This window comes from Xylophilus sp. (genome assembly GCA_009914555.1).
Lineage (GTDB): Bacteria > Pseudomonadota > Gammaproteobacteria > Burkholderiales > Burkholderiaceae_C > WNDY01.
In genome coordinates, this window is record WNDY01000009.1 from 15,914 (window position 1) to 29,450 (window position 13,537).

Below are 13,537 nucleotides of genomic sequence, written 5' to 3' on the forward strand. Positions count from 1 at the left end.
GCCGGGCCTGGTCAATCCCGCCCCGGGGCGGGCGGCCGGGCGTCTCCACAGTACCGCCACATTCGCTCGACAGCCGGTCAAGGTTGCCGCCGCAGACTCCGCTCCACCTCGCGCCCGGATGTCGGGCGCATCCTGGAGCCCGCCTTGACCCTGAACCACGCCCAACTGCTGGCCGACGAAGCGAAGTACTGCTCGCACGGCGACACCGTTCACTATGTGAACCCGCCCAAGATCTTCACCGGCTGCGACGGCAGCTACATGTTCGACGACGAGGGCACGCCGTACCTCGACCTGCAGATGTGGTACTCGGCCGTGAACTTCGGCTACAAGAACCTGCGGCTCGAGAACGTGATGAAGAAGCAGCTGGAGACGCTGCCCCAGATCGCGAGCCAGTACCTGCACCCGACCAAGATCGAGCTCGCCAAGTTCATCGCGGAGGACGCCAAGGCCAAATGGGGCAGCGACGGCCGCGTGCACTTCAACGTCGGCGGCGCGCAGGCCATCGAGGATTCGCTGAAGGTCGTGCGCAACGCCAGCGGCGGCAAGAGCCTGATGTTCGCGTTCGAAGGCGGCTACCACGGCCGCACGCTGGGTGCATCGAGCATCACGTCGAGCTACCGCTACCGCCGCCGCTTCGGCCATTTCGGCGACCGCGCGCAGTTCATTCCGTTCCCGTACCCGTTCCGCCGCCCCAAGGGCATGACGGCCGAGGAGTATTCCGAGCAGATCGTGCGCGAGTTCGCCCGCAAGTTCGAGAACGAATACCACGCCATCTGGGACCCGAAGACCAACCAGTGCGAATACGCGGCCTTCTACGTCGAGCCGATCCAGGGCACCGGCGGCTACGTCGTGCCGCCGCCGAACTTCTTCAAGGGCCTCAAGAAGGTGCTCGACGAGCACGGCATCCTGCTCGTGGTCGACGAGATCCAGATGGGCTTCTGGCGCACCGGCACACTGTGGTCGGTCGAGAATTTCGGCGTCCAGCCCGACGTGCTGGTCTTCGCCAAGGCGCTGACCAACGGCCTCAACGCCCTGAGCGGCCTGTGGGCGCGCGAGGAGCTGATCAACCCGACGGTCTTCCCGCCGGGCTCCACCCATTCGACCTTCGCCTCCAACCCGCTCGGCACCGCGCTGGGTTTGGAAGTGCTCAAGATGACCCACGAAGTGGACTTCGGCAAGCAGGTGCGCGACAGCGGCGCCTACTTCCTCGATGGCCTGAAGGAGCTGCAGAAGCGCCACAAGGAAATCGGCGACGTCGACGGCCTGGGCCTGGCCCTGCGCGCCGAGATCTGCACCGACGACGGCTTCACGCCCAACCGCGCGCTGCTCGACAAGATGGTCGACATCGGCCTGGAAGGCACGCTGGAGTACCGTGGCCAGAAGCGCGGCCTGGTGCTGGACGTGGGCGGCTACTACAAGAACGTCATCACCTTCGCGCCGTCGCTGCTGATCTCGCGCGGCGAGATCGACGAAGCCCTGGTGCTGCTCGACCAGCTGCTCACGCGCGCCAAAAAGTCCTGATGCGCTGGCGCAACCAGCTGGAGCCCGACGCGCTGCTCGACGCCTTCGCCGCCGAGCCGCCCGAGGGCTTCACGCTGTTGGCCGGCCTGCCGGCGCCGGCCTTCGCGGCGCCGTTCGATCTGCTGACCACGGCCGACGCCGGCTTCAAGCGCAAGCTCGCGCGGCTGCCGCTCTACGCGCGCTGGTCGCGCTGGCTGCGGCTGCGCACCGCCTTCGTGGGCACCACGGTCAGCGAATACGCGCCGCTGCCGCGCGGCGTCGCGCCCGAGGCCCTGGCCGCCGCGCTGCGCCAGCGACTCGGGCGCGGATACCCGCTGTCGATCGTGAAGGACCTGCCGCAGCAGTCGCCGCTGCTCGGCGCGGAGGACAACGCCTATGCCGAGGCGCTGGCCCAGGCCTGCGCGGCGCAGGGCTGCGTGCTGGTCGAGGGCCAGGCGCTGGCCTATGTGCCGATCGACTTCGACAGCATCGACGGCTACCTGTCGCGCCTGTCCACCAGCCGCCGCAAGAACCTGAAGCGCAAGCTCCGAAGCCGCGCCCAGGTGCAGGTGCGCCGGGTGCCCACCGGCGAGGCCTTCGCCAGCGACGCGGCGGTCGATGCGTACTACGTGCTCTACCAGGGCGTGTTCGCGCAGAGCGAGGTCCACTTCGACCGGCTCACGCGCGCCTTCTTCGCCACCGTGCTGCGCGATGCGCGCAGCGGCGGCATCGTCTTCGAATACCGCCGCGCGAGCCATGATGCGAATGACGGCGCGTTGGTCGGCTGGAACCTCTGCTACGAGCACGGCGGCCGCCTGGTGGACAAGTACATCGGCCTGGCCTATCCGGATGCGCGCGAACTCGACCTGTACTTCGTGAGCTGGATGGTGAACCTCGAATACGCGCTGGAGCGCGGCCTCACGCACTACATCGCCGGCTGGACCGACCCCGAGGTCAAGGCCAAGCTGGGCGCGCAGTTCACCTTCACGCGGCATGCGGTCCATGTGCGCAACCCGGTGCTGCGGGCACTCGCACGCAAGTTCGCCGGCCGCTTCGAATCCGACCGCACCTGGCGCGATGCGCAGGAGGCGGCATGAGCATCGCCCGCCCCGTCGTCCTCGACATCGACCACTCCGTCGGTGCGCTGCCCGGCGAGCGCCGCATCGCCCTCGCCGATGCGTGGCAGGAAGCGATCCGCTTCGGCTGCGGCCTGCCGCGCATGCGCGCCTTCGCGGCCGAGCTGGATGCGCGCATGCCCGCGTTCGCCGACCACGGCACGGTCTTCCTGGGCAGCGGCGACTTCCACCATCTGAGCTGGCCGCTGATCGCGCGCTGCATCGCCGCGCGCGGCCATACCGTGGGCCACCCGTTGCGCATCGTCGTGCTCGACAACCATCCGGACAACATGCGCTTCCCGTTCGGCGTGCACTGCGGCTCCTGGGTGCGCCGCGTGGCCCTGCTGCCGCAGGTGGCACACGTGCACGTGGCCGGCATCACCTCGGGCGACATCGGCCGCGGCCATGCCTGGGAGAATTACCTGACCCCGCTGCGCGCCGGCAAGCTCACCTACTGGAGCTGCGGCGTGGACACCGGCTGGGCGAAGTGGCTCGGCCTGGGCCGCGCGTTCCGCAGCTTCGCCGACGGCGATGCGCTGGTCGCCGCGCTGTGCAATGAACTGGCGGCGAAGCCGCAGCCCACGTACCTCAGCATCGACAAGGACGCGTTCGCGCCCGGCGTGGTGCGCACGAATTGGGACCAGGGCGTGCTGCTGGCGCACCATGGCGACGCCGTCATCGCCGCGCTGCGCGGCAGCATCGTCGGCAGCGACGTGACCGGCGACGTCTCGGTCTGGCGCTACCGCACCGCCTGGAAGCGCTGGCTCAGCGTCGGCGACGGACAGGACACGGCCCATGCGCCGGCCGATCTGCCGCAGTGGCAGGCGGGGCAGACAGCCTTCAACCAGCAGTTGCTGACAAAAATATGGGGGGTATGTGGTTAAAGTGCTTGCTGGAAGAGCGCTGTAGACAATAACCTTGGGGGGTATGCATGGAGTGCGCCGCGTGCCGGCCACCAGTTGCGCACTGCCTGCCGCACCTCGCGATCACGTGCCACGAGAAGGCCAGCACCTTTATCGGCTGGCCGATAGGCGCTGCCGTCGGGCCTTGCGGCATGCCCACCGGCTCCCTCGATGAACAGCACGCCGGGCGCATGGTCCCACGGCAGCGTGCGCCAGTACAGCAGAAAGGCCCAGCGGCCGCGGGCCAGCTCGGGGTCGTCAATGCCGGCTGCGCCGGTGCTGGCTGACACGCGCACCGTCGAGCCAGGCGCCGGCGCCGTGTTCTGCCACGGCCAGGCTGCCGGACGCGGGCGCGAAGATCCAGGAGCCGCACGCCAAGCCGTTGTGCAGCAGGGCGACCATCAGGGCGAAGTCATCGTGACCCCGCACCAAGTTCGCCGTGCCGTCCAGCGGGTCGACGAGCCAGACCCAGCCTTGGCCCATACCATCCCGAAGCGATGGCTGCGCTGCCACAGCTTCCTCAGCGACGACGCGCGAGCCGGGCAGCAGCCGCGGCAGCACGGCCGCCAGCGCGGCTTCGGCTTCGCGGTCCACGATCGTGACCCACTCGCCTGGCGCTTTCTCGCCGACGTCGGCATCCCGCAGCCGACGCAAGCGTGGCAGCACGAGGCGTTGCGCCACATCGCGCAGAGGGTCGGAAACCTGGTCGAAGAGCGCGGCGTCGGGCAACGGCATGGCAGCAAGGGGAACGGGCAGAAGCCTGTTGAACCTGGCAGCGCGGGCGCGCCACCGTCCATGCATATTCGCTCGTGCGATCCGCCAATGTCGGGGCGCAACGGCGGCAAACAGCGCGGCTGTCACGGATAAGCCATGATGGTGCGTCTGCGCCGCCCGCCCACCTGACAGACGATCTTCATGCCCACACCTTCCTTCGCACCCCTGGGCGCCGCGCTGCGCCGCCGCATCGACGACGGCCTGCTGCCCGGCGCCGTCGCCCTCGTCCACCACCGCGGCGAGACCGCCTATTTCGAAACCTTCGGCGCGCGCGTGCCGGGCGGCGAGGCGATGCCGCGCGACGCGGTGTTCCGCATCTATTCGATGACCAAGCCGATCGTCTCGCTGGCCGCGCTGATGCTGGTGGAGCAGGGCCGGCTGCTGCTGTCGCAGCGCGTGGACGAATGGCTGCAGGCCTTCGCCAACCAGCAGGTGCTGCTGCCCGACGGCCGCCGTGTGCCGGCGCAGCGCGCCGCCACGGTGCACGACCTGCTGCGCCACACGGCGGGCCTGAGCTATGGCTGGGAGCCCGGGCTGGTGCAGGACGCCTACCAGGCCGCGCGGATCGGCTCGCGCGCGCTGACGAACGCGCAGCTCACTGCCGCGCTCGGCCCGCTGCCGCTGGCGCACCAGCCCGGCAGCGCCTGGGAATACAGCCGCGCCACCGACGTGCTCGGCGCGCTGCTCGAAGCCGTCTGCGGCGAGCCGCTCGGTGCGCTGCTGCAGCGCATGGTGCTCGCGCCGCTCGGCATGCGCGACACCGGCTTCCACGTGCCGGAGCGCGCCCACGGCCGGATCGCCGAGCCGTTCGCGCAGGACCCGCAGACCGGCGCCGCGATCGCGCTCGCCGACGTGACCGTGCCGGCGCCGTTCGAGTCGGGCGGTGGCGGCCTGGTGTCGACGGCCGAGGACTATGCGCGCTTCCTCGCGCTGCTGCTCGGCCAGGGCACGCATGCGGGCCTGCGCCTGGCCGGGCGCAAGACCATCGCGTTCATGACGGCCGACCATCTCGGCGCGATCCCGGCGCCCGGCGCCGTGCTGCCGCCCGGCTATGGCTTCGGCCTCGGCGTGGCGGTGCGCCGCGAAGCGGGCCTGGCGCCGCGCCTGGCCTCGGCCGGCAGCTACGGCTGGAGCGGCGTGGGCGGCACGGTGTTCCTCGTCGATCCGCAGGAAGACCTGTTCGCGATGGTGCTGGCGCAGGCGCCGGGCCAGCTCGACGCGCTGTGCGACCTGCTGCCGAACACGGTCATCAGCGCGCTCTGAGAAAGAAGGGGACCGCGGCGCACCGGCGCGGGTTCTGCTAGCATCCGCGCCCCCATGCCGCCATCGCCCCACATCGCCGTCGACAACCTCGTCAAGACCTACCGCGTGGCCGAGCGCGCGCCCGGCCTCTGGGGCGCGGTGCGAGGCCTGGTGCACCGGCGCCATCGCACGGTGGCCGCGCTCTCCGGTGTGTCGTTTGCGCTGCAGCGCGGCGAGCTGCTCGGCTTCGTCGGACCGAATGGCGCGGGCAAGTCCACCACGATCAAGGTCCTCTCGGGCATCCTGCGGCCCGATGGCGGCACGGTGCGTGTCGACGGGCGCGACCCGTTCGCCGACCGGGAGCGGCACGTGGCCGGCATCGGCGTCGTCTTCGGCCAGCGCAGCCAGCTCTGGTGGGACCTGCCGGTGGAGGAGGGCTTCGCGCTGCTGCGCGACATCTACCGCGTCGATCCGGTGCGCTTTCGCGCCACGCGCGACGAGCTGGTCGCGCTGCTGCGGCTCGACGGCGTGCTCGCGCAGCCGGTGCGCCAGCTCTCGCTCGGACAGCGCATGCGCGCCGAGATCGCGGCAGCCCTGCTGCACGAGCCGGCCACGCTGTTCCTCGACGAGCCGACGATCGGGCTCGACGCGCCGTCCAAGCTCGCCGTGCGCGACTTCGTGCTGCGCGCCAACCGCGAGCGCGGCACCACGGTGCTGCTGACCACGCACGACATGCACGACATCGAGGCGCTGGCCAGCCGGGTGATCGTGATCGGCCACGGCCGCGTGCTGGCCGATGCGCCGGTCGATGCGCTGCGCGCGCAGGTGCTGGCCGAGCGGCGGCTGGTCGTCGATTTCGCCGGGCCGGCGCCGGCCGACATCGCGCTGCCGGGCGTGGCGGTGCGCGCACGCGAGGAGCGGCGGCTCGTGCTCGGCTTCGACCCCGCGGCCGTGCCCGCGCCGGCGCTGATCGCGCAGGTGGCCGCGGCCCATGCGGTGGAGGACATCCGCATCGAGATGCTGCCGATCGAAGAGGTCATCACCCGCTTCTATGCGCTGCACGATGCCGGCGAGTGAGGCATATACCCCTGGGGTAAGCATGCTGCAGCGCGCATGTGGAAAGCGTTTCAGGCGTATACCCTCTGTATTCTACGGGGGGTGGTGCCGATGAGCGCGGCGCGCTGGCGCCCGTATGCCGCGGCCTGCGCCGCACGCTTCCTGCAGATGCTGCAGTACCGCGCGGCCGCGCTCGCCGGCTTCGCCACGCAGTGCTGGTGGGGCGGCATCAAGGTCATGGTGCTGGCCGCGTTCTATGCGGGCGGCGCGGCGCCGCCGGTGCCGCTGGCCCAGGCGATCACCTACACCTGGATCGCGCAGGACCTGCTCGCGCTGCTGCCGTGGTTCGGCGACCCGGAGGTCGCGCAGGCCGTGCGCAGCGGCGCGGTGGCCTACGACCGGCTGCGGCCGGTGGACGCCTATGCGTTCTGGTTCGCGCGCACCACCGGCTGGATCGCGGCGCGCGCGCTGCCGCGCGTGCTGCTGATGCTGGCCTTCGCGGCCGTGGCGCTGCCGCTCGCGGGCTTCGGCGCGTGGGGCTGGCAGCCGCCCGCGGGCGCCGCGGCGGCGCTGGCCTTCGCCGCGGCGCTGGTGCTCGCGCTGCTGCTGTCGGCCGCGTTCGTCATGCTGCTCAACGTGGCCGCCGCGGCCGCGCTCGATGCGCGCGGCATCAACGCCTTCGCGGTGCCGGCCGTCATCGTGCTGTCGGGCATCCTGCTGCCGCTCGCGCTGCTGCCCGACGCCTGGCAGGCCGCGCTGCTCGCGCAGCCGCTCGCGGGGCTGCTCGACATTCCGGTGCGCCTCTACTTCGGCCAGCTCGCGGGCTGGCAGGCCGTGGGCGGGCTCGCGCTGCAGGCGTTCTGGATCGCGGTGCTGGTCGCGCTGGGGCACGCGGCACTCGTGCGCACGCTGGCGCGGCTGGACATCCAAGGCGGGTGAACGATGGATTTCCTCACGCTGTTCTTCCGCCTCGCCGGCGCCTCGCTCGCGGGCCAGGCGCGCTACCCGGCCTCGGCGCTGCTGCAGACGGCGGGGCAGTTCCTCGCCACGGCCATCGAGGTGGTCGCGATCTGGGCGCTGTTCGACCGCTTCGGCGCGCTGCAGGGCTGGGGCATCGGCGAGGTCGCACTGTTCTACGGGCTGGTGCATGCGATGTTCGCCATGGCCGATGCGCTGGGCCGCGGCTTCGACGTGCTCGGCACCGAGCTGCTGCGCACCGGCGCGTTCGACCGGCTGCTGCTGCGCCCGCGCCCGGTGGCGCTGCAGCTCATGGGGCACGACGTGCGCCTCAGCCGCGCGGGCCGGCTGCTGCAGGCCGCGGCGGTGCTCGCGTTCGCGACCGCGCAGGCCGGCATCGCGTGGACGCCGGCGGCCGTGGCGCTCGCGCTGTTCGCGCTGGCCGGCGGCGTGGCGCTGTTCCTCGGCATCCTGGTGCTGCAGGGCGCGCTCGCGTTCTGGACGATCGAGAGCCTGGAGATCGCCAACGTCTTCACCTACGGCGGCGTGGAGGCGGGCCAGTTCCCGCTCGCGATCTACGCGCGCTGGTTTCGCCGGCTGCTGACCTTCGCCGTGCCGCTGGCGGCCGTGGCCTACTACCCGGCGCTCGCGATCCTCGGGCGGGCCGACCCGCTCGGCGCGCCGGGCTGGGTCGGTTGGGTGTCGCCGCTGGCGGGCTTCGCCTTCCTCGCGCTGGCGTTCGCGGCCTGGGGCGCGGGGCTGCGGCGGCATGCGTCGACGGGGAGTTGAGAAGGTGCGAACGAACCTGCCACGCCCGCTGGTCTCTGCAGACGCTCGCCGTGGCCGCGAGCCCTGTCTGCGCTTTGCACCTTGATCGCCCGCGTTCTGGCGGGCCATCGGGCGAAGCCGGATCCATTCCCACGTTCTGGGGCGAAGCGCCCTCCGTTCCCGCACAGCGGATCAGGCGGCCACCGCTTCCCCGCGCAGTGTCTTCGCCGCCGCCACCATGTTGGTCAGCGCCGGGATCACCTCGGCCCACTGGCGGGTTTTGAGGCCGCAGTCGGGGTTGACCCACAGGCGCTCGGCCGGGATGCGCTCGGCGGCCTTGCGCATCAGCTGCACGATGTGCTGCTGCGTCGGGATGTTGGGCGAATGGATGTCGTAGACGCCCGGGCCGATCTCGTTGGGGTACTGGAAGTGCTCGAAGGCATCGAGCAGCTCCATGTCCGAGCGCGAGGTCTCGATGGTGATCACGTCGGCATCCATGTCGGCGATCGACGCGATGATGTCGTTGAATTCCGAATAGCACATGTGGGTGTGGATCTGCGTCTCGTCGCGCACGCCGTTGGCGGTGATGCGGAAACTCTCCACGGCCCAGTCCAGGTACTCCTTCCACTGCGAGCGGCGCAGCGGCAGGCCCTCGCGCAGCGCGGCCTCGTCGATCTGGATGATCTTCACGCCGGCCTTCTCCAGGTCCAGCACCTCTTCGCGGATCGCCAGCGCCAGCTGCAGGCACGAGGCCGAGCGCGGCTGGTCGTCGCGCACGAACGACCAATTGAGGATCGTCACCGGGCCGGTGAGCATGCCCTTCATGGGCTTGGCAGTCAGCGACTGGGCGTAGGTGATCCACTCCACGGTCATCGCCTTCGGGCGGCGGATGTCGCCGAACAGGATCGGCGGCTTCACGCAGCGCGAGCCGTAGGACTGCACCCAGCCGAACTGGCTGAAGGCATAGCCTTCGAGCTGTTCGCCGAAGTATTCGACCATGTCGTTGCGCTCGGCCTCGCCGTGCACCAGCACGTCCAGGCCGAGCTTCTCCTGCTCGCGCACGCTGTGCTCGATCGCGGCGCGCATCGCGGCCCGGTAGCCGGCTTCGTCGAGGCGGCCGGCCTTGAACTCGCTGCGCGCGTGGCGGATCTCGCCGGTCTGCGGGAAGGAGCCGATGGTGGTGGTCGGGTAGGCCGGCAGGTGCAGCAGCGCCGACTGCTTCGCGGCGCGCTCGGCATAGCCGTGGGCGCGCCGGCCGAGCTGCGCGGTGATGCCGGCGACGGCGGCCTGCACGGCCGGGTTGGTCACGCGCGGCGAGGCGCGGCGCGCGGCCAGCGCGGCCTGGTTGGCGGCGAGTTCCGCCCGGACCGCGTCGCGGCCTTCGCGCAGCGCACGGCCCAGCACGCGCAGTTCGTCGAGCTTCTGCAACGCGAATGCGAGCCAGGACTTCACCTCGGCGTCGAGCTTCTGTTCCTGCGCCAGGTCCACCGGCACGTGCAGCAGCGAGGACGACGGCGCGATCCACAGCCGCTCGCCCAGGCGCACGGCCAGCGGCTCCAGCCAGTCGAGCACCGCGTGCAGGTCGGTCTTCCAGATGTTGCGGCCGTTGATGACGCCCAGCGACAGCACCTTGTGCGCGGGCAGCAGGTTGATGAGCGGCAGCACGCCGTCGCGGTCGTTGACCGCGTCGATGTGGATGCCGGCCACCGGCAGGTGGGCGGCGAGATAGGCGTTCTCCTGCAGCTGGCCGAAGTAGGTCGCCAGCAGGATCCTGACCTTGCTGGACTTGAGTTGGTGGTAGGCCGTGTTGAAGGCGTGCTGCCAGTCGGCGTCCAGCTCCGTCACCAGGATGGGCTCGTCGATCTGCACCCACTGCACGCCCTGGGCGGCCAGCGTGTCGAGCAGCTCGGCATAGGCGGGCAGCAGGCGCGGCAGCAGGGCGAGCTTGTCGGAGCCGTCCTTGGCCTTGCCGAGGGCGAGGTAGGTGACGGGGCCGATGAGCACGGGTTTGGCCTTTACGCCCTGGGCCTTCGCCTCGGCCAGCTGCGCCAGCAGGCGCGAGGCGTCGAGCCTGAATTCGGTCGCGGCGGTGAACTCGGGGACGATGTAGTGGTAGTTGGTGTCGAACCACTTGGTCATCTCGCCGGCGGCCACGCCTTCGCAGGCGGCGTGGTCGTGGCCCTGGTCGGCATGGGCCGCCGAACGGCCGCGCGCGACGCGGAAGTAGTTGTCCAGCACGTCGCCGGGAAAGCCGCGCACCCGCTCGGGCAGGTTGCCGAGCAGGAAGCTGGCGTCGAGCACCTGGTCGTAGAACGAGAAGTCGCCCACGGGCACCCAGTCCAGACCGGCCTGCTGCGCCCAGTGGCGTTCGCGCAGCTGCGCGCCGGTGGCCTGGAGCGCGTCGCGCGAGGATTCGCCCTTCCAGTAGGACTCCAGCGCGAACTTCAGTTCGCGCCTGGCGCCGATGCGCGGAAAGCCGAGGTTGTGGATCGTGGTCATGGGCTCGTCGCTCCCTGAAGATGAGGAATAAAGCGCGATGGTAGGAACGATGCACCATTACGTAAAATGGTCTTATTTCAATGATCCATGAGTTGAGTTCATAGATATGCTGGAGCGCATCCACCTGGCCATCGTGCAGGAGGTCGAGAAACAGGGCTCGCTGACGGCCGCCGCCGACGTCTTGCACGTCACCCAGTCGGCGCTGAGCCACAGCATGAAGAAGCTGGAGCAGCAGCTGGGTACCGCCATCTGGCTGCGCGAGGGCAGGAGCCTGCGGCTGACCCAGGCCGGCCAGTACCTGCTGGCCGTGGCCAACCGCGTGCTGCCGCAGCTCGGGCTGGCCGAGGAGCGGCTGCGCCAGTTCGCCGCGGGCGAGCGCGGCACGCTGCGCATCGGCATGGAATGCCACCCGTGCTACCAGTGGCTGCTGAAAGTGGTGTCGCCCTACCTGGCCGCGTGGCCGGACGTGGACGTGGACGTGAAGCAGAAGTTCCAGTTCGGCGGCATCGGCGCGCTGTTCGGCTACGAGGTCGACCTGCTGGTCACGCCCGATCCGCTGGCTAAGCCGGGCCTAGTCTTCGAGCCGGTGTTCGACTACGAGCAGGTGCTGGTCGTGGCGCGCGGCCATCGGCTCGCGGAGGTGTCCTACGCACGGCCGCGCCAGCTCGCGCAGGAGACGCTGATCACCTACCCGGTGCCGACCGAGCGGCTGGACATCTACAACCAGTTCCTGCTGCCCGAAGGCATCACGCCGCGGCGCCACAAGACCATCGAGACCACGGACATCATGTTGCAGATGGTCGCCAGCGGCCGTGGCGTGGCTGCGCTGCCGCGCTGGCTTGTGGAGGAATACGCGGGCAAAATCGACGTCGTGCCGGTGCGGCTCGGCCCGCGCGGCATCGCCAAGCAGATTTCCCTCGGCGCGCGCGAGGCCGACATCGCGATCGACTACCTGCGGGCCTTCGTCGAGCTCGCGCGCCATCCCGCCGCCCCCCTCCTGCGAGGACTCGCGATATGACCACCACCACCACGACATCCCCGGAGCGCAAGCTCCTGCCCCTGCCCGGCGGCCACCGCAAGGTGCTGCTGCATTCCTGCTGCGCCCCGTGCTCGGGCGAGGTGATGGAGGCCATGCAGGCTTCGGGCATCGACTACACGATCTTTTTCTACAACCCCAACATCCATCCGCTCCAGGAATACGAGCTGCGCAAGGACGAGAACATCCGCTTCGCGGAGAAATTCGGCATCCCGTTCATCGACGCCGACTACGACCGCGACGACTGGTTCGCGCGCGCCCGCGGCACGGAGGACGCGCCCGAGCGCGGCGTGCGCTGCACCATGTGCTTCGACATGCGCTTCGAGCGCACGGCGCTCTACGCGCACGAGCACGGCTTTGCGGTGATGACCTCCTCGCTGGGCATCTCGCGCTGGAAGAACATGCAGCAGATCAACGACTGCGGCATCCGCGCGGCCTCGCGCTATCCGGGCCTGATGTACTGGGACTACAACTGGCGCAAGGGCGGCGGCTCGGCCCGCATGATCGAGATCAGCAAGCGCGAGAACTTCTACCAGCAGGAGTACTGCGGCTGCGTCTATTCGCTGCGCGACACGAACCGCCACCGCGTGGCCAGCGGGCGCGAGCGCATCCGCATCGGAGTGAAGTACTACGGCGACGAGGCCGCAGCCGATGGGGATTGATATACCCCCTGGGGTGCTTGGCCAGCGTGCTTGAGATCCGGGCGCTGTGGGCCTATACTCCCTCCTGGGCGTCAGGTATAGCGTTTTTCCAGCGCGTCCCACTGCGGCTTGCCCACGAGCCGCTGGCGCTCGGCGAAGGTCGCCACGAGGCCGCTGGACTCCTGCACTTCCTGCGTGTCGCGCAGCACCGCCAGCGTCTTCTGCATGCCGGCCACGGCGCCCTGCAGCGCGGCGTTGGCGTAGAGCACGATGCCGTAGCCCAGTTCGCCGAGCTGGCGGGCGTTGAAGATCGGCGTCCTGCCGCCGATCACCATGTTCATGAGCTGCGGCTTGGACAGGCGCTGCGGCAGCGCGCGCACTTCCTCTTCCCGGGTCACGGCCTCGACGAACAGGATGTCGGCGCCGGCCTCGGCGAATGCCTGGGCGCGCTCGACCGCGGCCTCGCAGCCGTGAGTGGCCGCGGCGTCGGTGCGGGCCATGACGAGGAAGTCCGGGTCGCGCCGCGCGTCGACGGCCGCCTTGATCTTGCTGACCGCCTCCTCGGTGGAGATGACGTCCTTGCCGCTGAAGTGGCCGCAGCGCTTGGGCGCCACCTGGTCCTCCAGCTGGATGCAGTCGGCGCCGGCGCGCTCCAGCGTGCGCACCGTGTGGTAGGTGTTGAGCGCGTTGCCGAAGCCGGTGTCGGCATCGACGATCAGCGGCACGTCCACCGCGTCGCGGATGCGGGCCGTGTGGTCGGCGATCTCGGCCAGGCCCATGAAGCCCTGGTCGGGCAGGCCGAACCACATGTTGGTGACGCCGGCGCCGGTCACGTAGATGGCCTCGAAGCCGAGGTCCTCGACAACCTTGGCCGACAGGGCGTTGAATGCGCCGGGGACGAGGACGCCGCGGCGGGCCTCGACGAGCTGCTTGAGTTTCTGCTTGGTGGTGGTCATGGTTCGGGGTCAGTCCAGGGAGAGGTTGGCGTTCTTGATCACCCGCGCCCACTGCGCGCCTTCCCGGGCGATGGAGCCGCCGCGCGGCGCG

At 70.2% G+C, this 13,537-nt stretch carries 12 protein-coding genes; 9 read left to right on the forward strand and 3 right to left on the reverse strand.

Translation table 11 applies throughout. The features are described 5' to 3' along the window. Positions 1–144 precede the first annotated feature (144 nt). From GAK38_RS06810 to GAK38_RS06820, 3 genes are read left to right on the forward strand one after another with little or no spacing between them, the layout of a single operon-like run. A complete protein-coding gene (locus GAK38_RS06810) occupies positions 145–1,521 on the forward strand; it encodes an aspartate aminotransferase family protein (protein WP_325342604.1) in 1,377 nt (458 codons plus the stop codon). After that, a complete protein-coding gene (locus tag GAK38_RS06815) occupies positions 1,521–2,597 on the forward strand; it encodes a peptidogalycan biosysnthesis protein (protein ID WP_325342606.1) in 1,077 nt (358 codons plus the stop codon). Before GAK38_RS06810 ends, GAK38_RS06815 begins: the two co-directional genes overlap by 1 nt. After that, positions 2,594–3,499 carry a hypothetical protein gene (locus GAK38_RS06820; protein ID WP_325342608.1) on the forward strand — a complete coding sequence of 302 codons (906 nt, stop codon included), beginning with the start codon at positions 2,594–2,596 and terminating at the stop codon, positions 3,497–3,499. The genes GAK38_RS06815 and GAK38_RS06820 overlap by 4 nt, the downstream gene beginning before the upstream one ends. A gap of 276 nt (positions 3,500–3,775) precedes the next feature. Here GAK38_RS06820 and GAK38_RS06825 read toward each other — a convergent pair whose 3' ends face one another. After that, the gene (locus GAK38_RS06825) at positions 3,776–4,252 is read right to left on the reverse strand and encodes an inositol monophosphatase family protein (RefSeq protein WP_325342610.1); all 477 of its coding nucleotides are present in this window, start codon (positions 4,250–4,252) and stop codon (positions 3,776–3,778) included. Between the two features lie 180 nt (positions 4,253–4,432). Between GAK38_RS06825 and GAK38_RS06830 the strand changes: the two genes are divergently transcribed. The 4 genes from GAK38_RS06830 (at position 4,433) to GAK38_RS06845 (ending at position 8,335) form a co-directional block, all read left to right on the forward strand. Then, a complete protein-coding gene (locus GAK38_RS06830; RefSeq protein ID WP_325342612.1) occupies positions 4,433–5,554 on the forward strand; it encodes a serine hydrolase domain-containing protein in 1,122 nt (373 codons plus the stop codon). 54 nt (positions 5,555–5,608) lie between these two features. After that, positions 5,609–6,610 (forward strand): ABC transporter ATP-binding protein, encoded by a 1,002-nt coding sequence (locus tag GAK38_RS06835; protein ID WP_325342614.1) that lies wholly within the window; start codon positions 5,609–5,611, stop codon positions 6,608–6,610. Between the two features lie 90 nt (positions 6,611–6,700). Further along, entirely contained in the window at positions 6,701–7,528 is an 828-nt protein-coding gene (locus tag GAK38_RS06840; protein WP_325342615.1) for an ABC transporter permease, read from the forward strand. A 3-nt stretch (positions 7,529–7,531) separates the two neighbouring features. Next, positions 7,532–8,335 carry an ABC transporter permease gene (locus tag GAK38_RS06845; RefSeq protein ID WP_325342616.1) on the forward strand — a complete coding sequence of 268 codons (804 nt, stop codon included), beginning with the start codon at positions 7,532–7,534 and terminating at the stop codon, positions 8,333–8,335. A 171-nt stretch (positions 8,336–8,506) separates the two neighbouring features. Here GAK38_RS06845 and metE read toward each other — a convergent pair whose 3' ends face one another. Beyond that, positions 8,507–10,813, reverse strand: coding sequence for a 5-methyltetrahydropteroyltriglutamate--homocysteine S-methyltransferase (metE, locus tag GAK38_RS06850; RefSeq protein ID WP_325342617.1), 2,307 nt, complete (start codon positions 10,811–10,813; stop codon positions 8,507–8,509). A 106-nt stretch (positions 10,814–10,919) separates the two neighbouring features. Here metE and GAK38_RS06855 point away from each other — a divergent pair, with 106 nt between their 5' ends. Together GAK38_RS06855 and GAK38_RS06860 are read left to right on the forward strand one after the other, a co-directional pair. Then, a complete protein-coding gene (locus GAK38_RS06855) occupies positions 10,920–11,831 on the forward strand; it encodes a LysR family transcriptional regulator (protein ID WP_325342618.1) in 912 nt (303 codons plus the stop codon). Further along, positions 11,828–12,511, forward strand: a complete 684-nt coding sequence (locus GAK38_RS06860; protein ID WP_325342619.1) for an epoxyqueuosine reductase QueH — start codon at positions 11,828–11,830, stop codon at positions 12,509–12,511. Before GAK38_RS06855 ends, GAK38_RS06860 begins: the two co-directional genes overlap by 4 nt. A 71-nt stretch (positions 12,512–12,582) precedes the next feature. Here GAK38_RS06860 and GAK38_RS06865 read toward each other — a convergent pair whose 3' ends face one another. Next, positions 12,583–13,446: an isocitrate lyase/PEP mutase family protein gene (locus GAK38_RS06865; protein ID WP_325342621.1), complete on the reverse strand. Its 864-nt coding sequence runs from the start codon at positions 13,444–13,446 to the stop codon at positions 12,583–12,585. Positions 13,447–13,537 lie beyond the last annotated feature (91 nt).

What these genes read in the sequence shown, in the direction of transcription:
- metE (WP_325342617.1), bottom strand. Translation starts at nt 10,813, where the DNA reads ATGACCACGATCCACAACCTCGGCTTTCCGCGCATCGGCGCCAGGCGC.
- GAK38_RS06820 (WP_325342608.1), top strand. Translation starts at nt 2,594, where the DNA reads ATGAGCATCGCCCGCCCCGTCGTCCTCGACATCGACCACTCCGTCGGT.
- GAK38_RS06840 (WP_325342615.1), top strand. Translation starts at nt 6,701, where the DNA reads ATGAGCGCGGCGCGCTGGCGCCCGTATGCCGCGGCCTGCGCCGCACGC.
- GAK38_RS06830 (WP_325342612.1), top strand. Translation starts at nt 4,433, where the DNA reads ATGCCCACACCTTCCTTCGCACCCCTGGGCGCCGCGCTGCGCCGCCGC.
- GAK38_RS06815 (WP_325342606.1), top strand. Translation starts at nt 1,521, where the DNA reads ATGCGCTGGCGCAACCAGCTGGAGCCCGACGCGCTGCTCGACGCCTTC.
- GAK38_RS06865 (WP_325342621.1), bottom strand. Translation starts at nt 13,446, where the DNA reads ATGACCACCACCAAGCAGAAACTCAAGCAGCTCGTCGAGGCCCGCCGC.
- GAK38_RS06845 (WP_325342616.1), top strand. Translation starts at nt 7,532, where the DNA reads ATGGATTTCCTCACGCTGTTCTTCCGCCTCGCCGGCGCCTCGCTCGCG.
- GAK38_RS06835 (WP_325342614.1), top strand. Translation starts at nt 5,609, where the DNA reads ATGCCGCCATCGCCCCACATCGCCGTCGACAACCTCGTCAAGACCTAC.
- GAK38_RS06825 (WP_325342610.1), bottom strand. Translation starts at nt 4,252, where the DNA reads ATGCCGTTGCCCGACGCCGCGCTCTTCGACCAGGTTTCCGACCCTCTG.
- GAK38_RS06860 (WP_325342619.1), top strand. Translation starts at nt 11,828, where the DNA reads ATGACCACCACCACCACGACATCCCCGGAGCGCAAGCTCCTGCCCCTG.
- GAK38_RS06855 (WP_325342618.1), top strand. Translation starts at nt 10,920, where the DNA reads ATGCTGGAGCGCATCCACCTGGCCATCGTGCAGGAGGTCGAGAAACAG.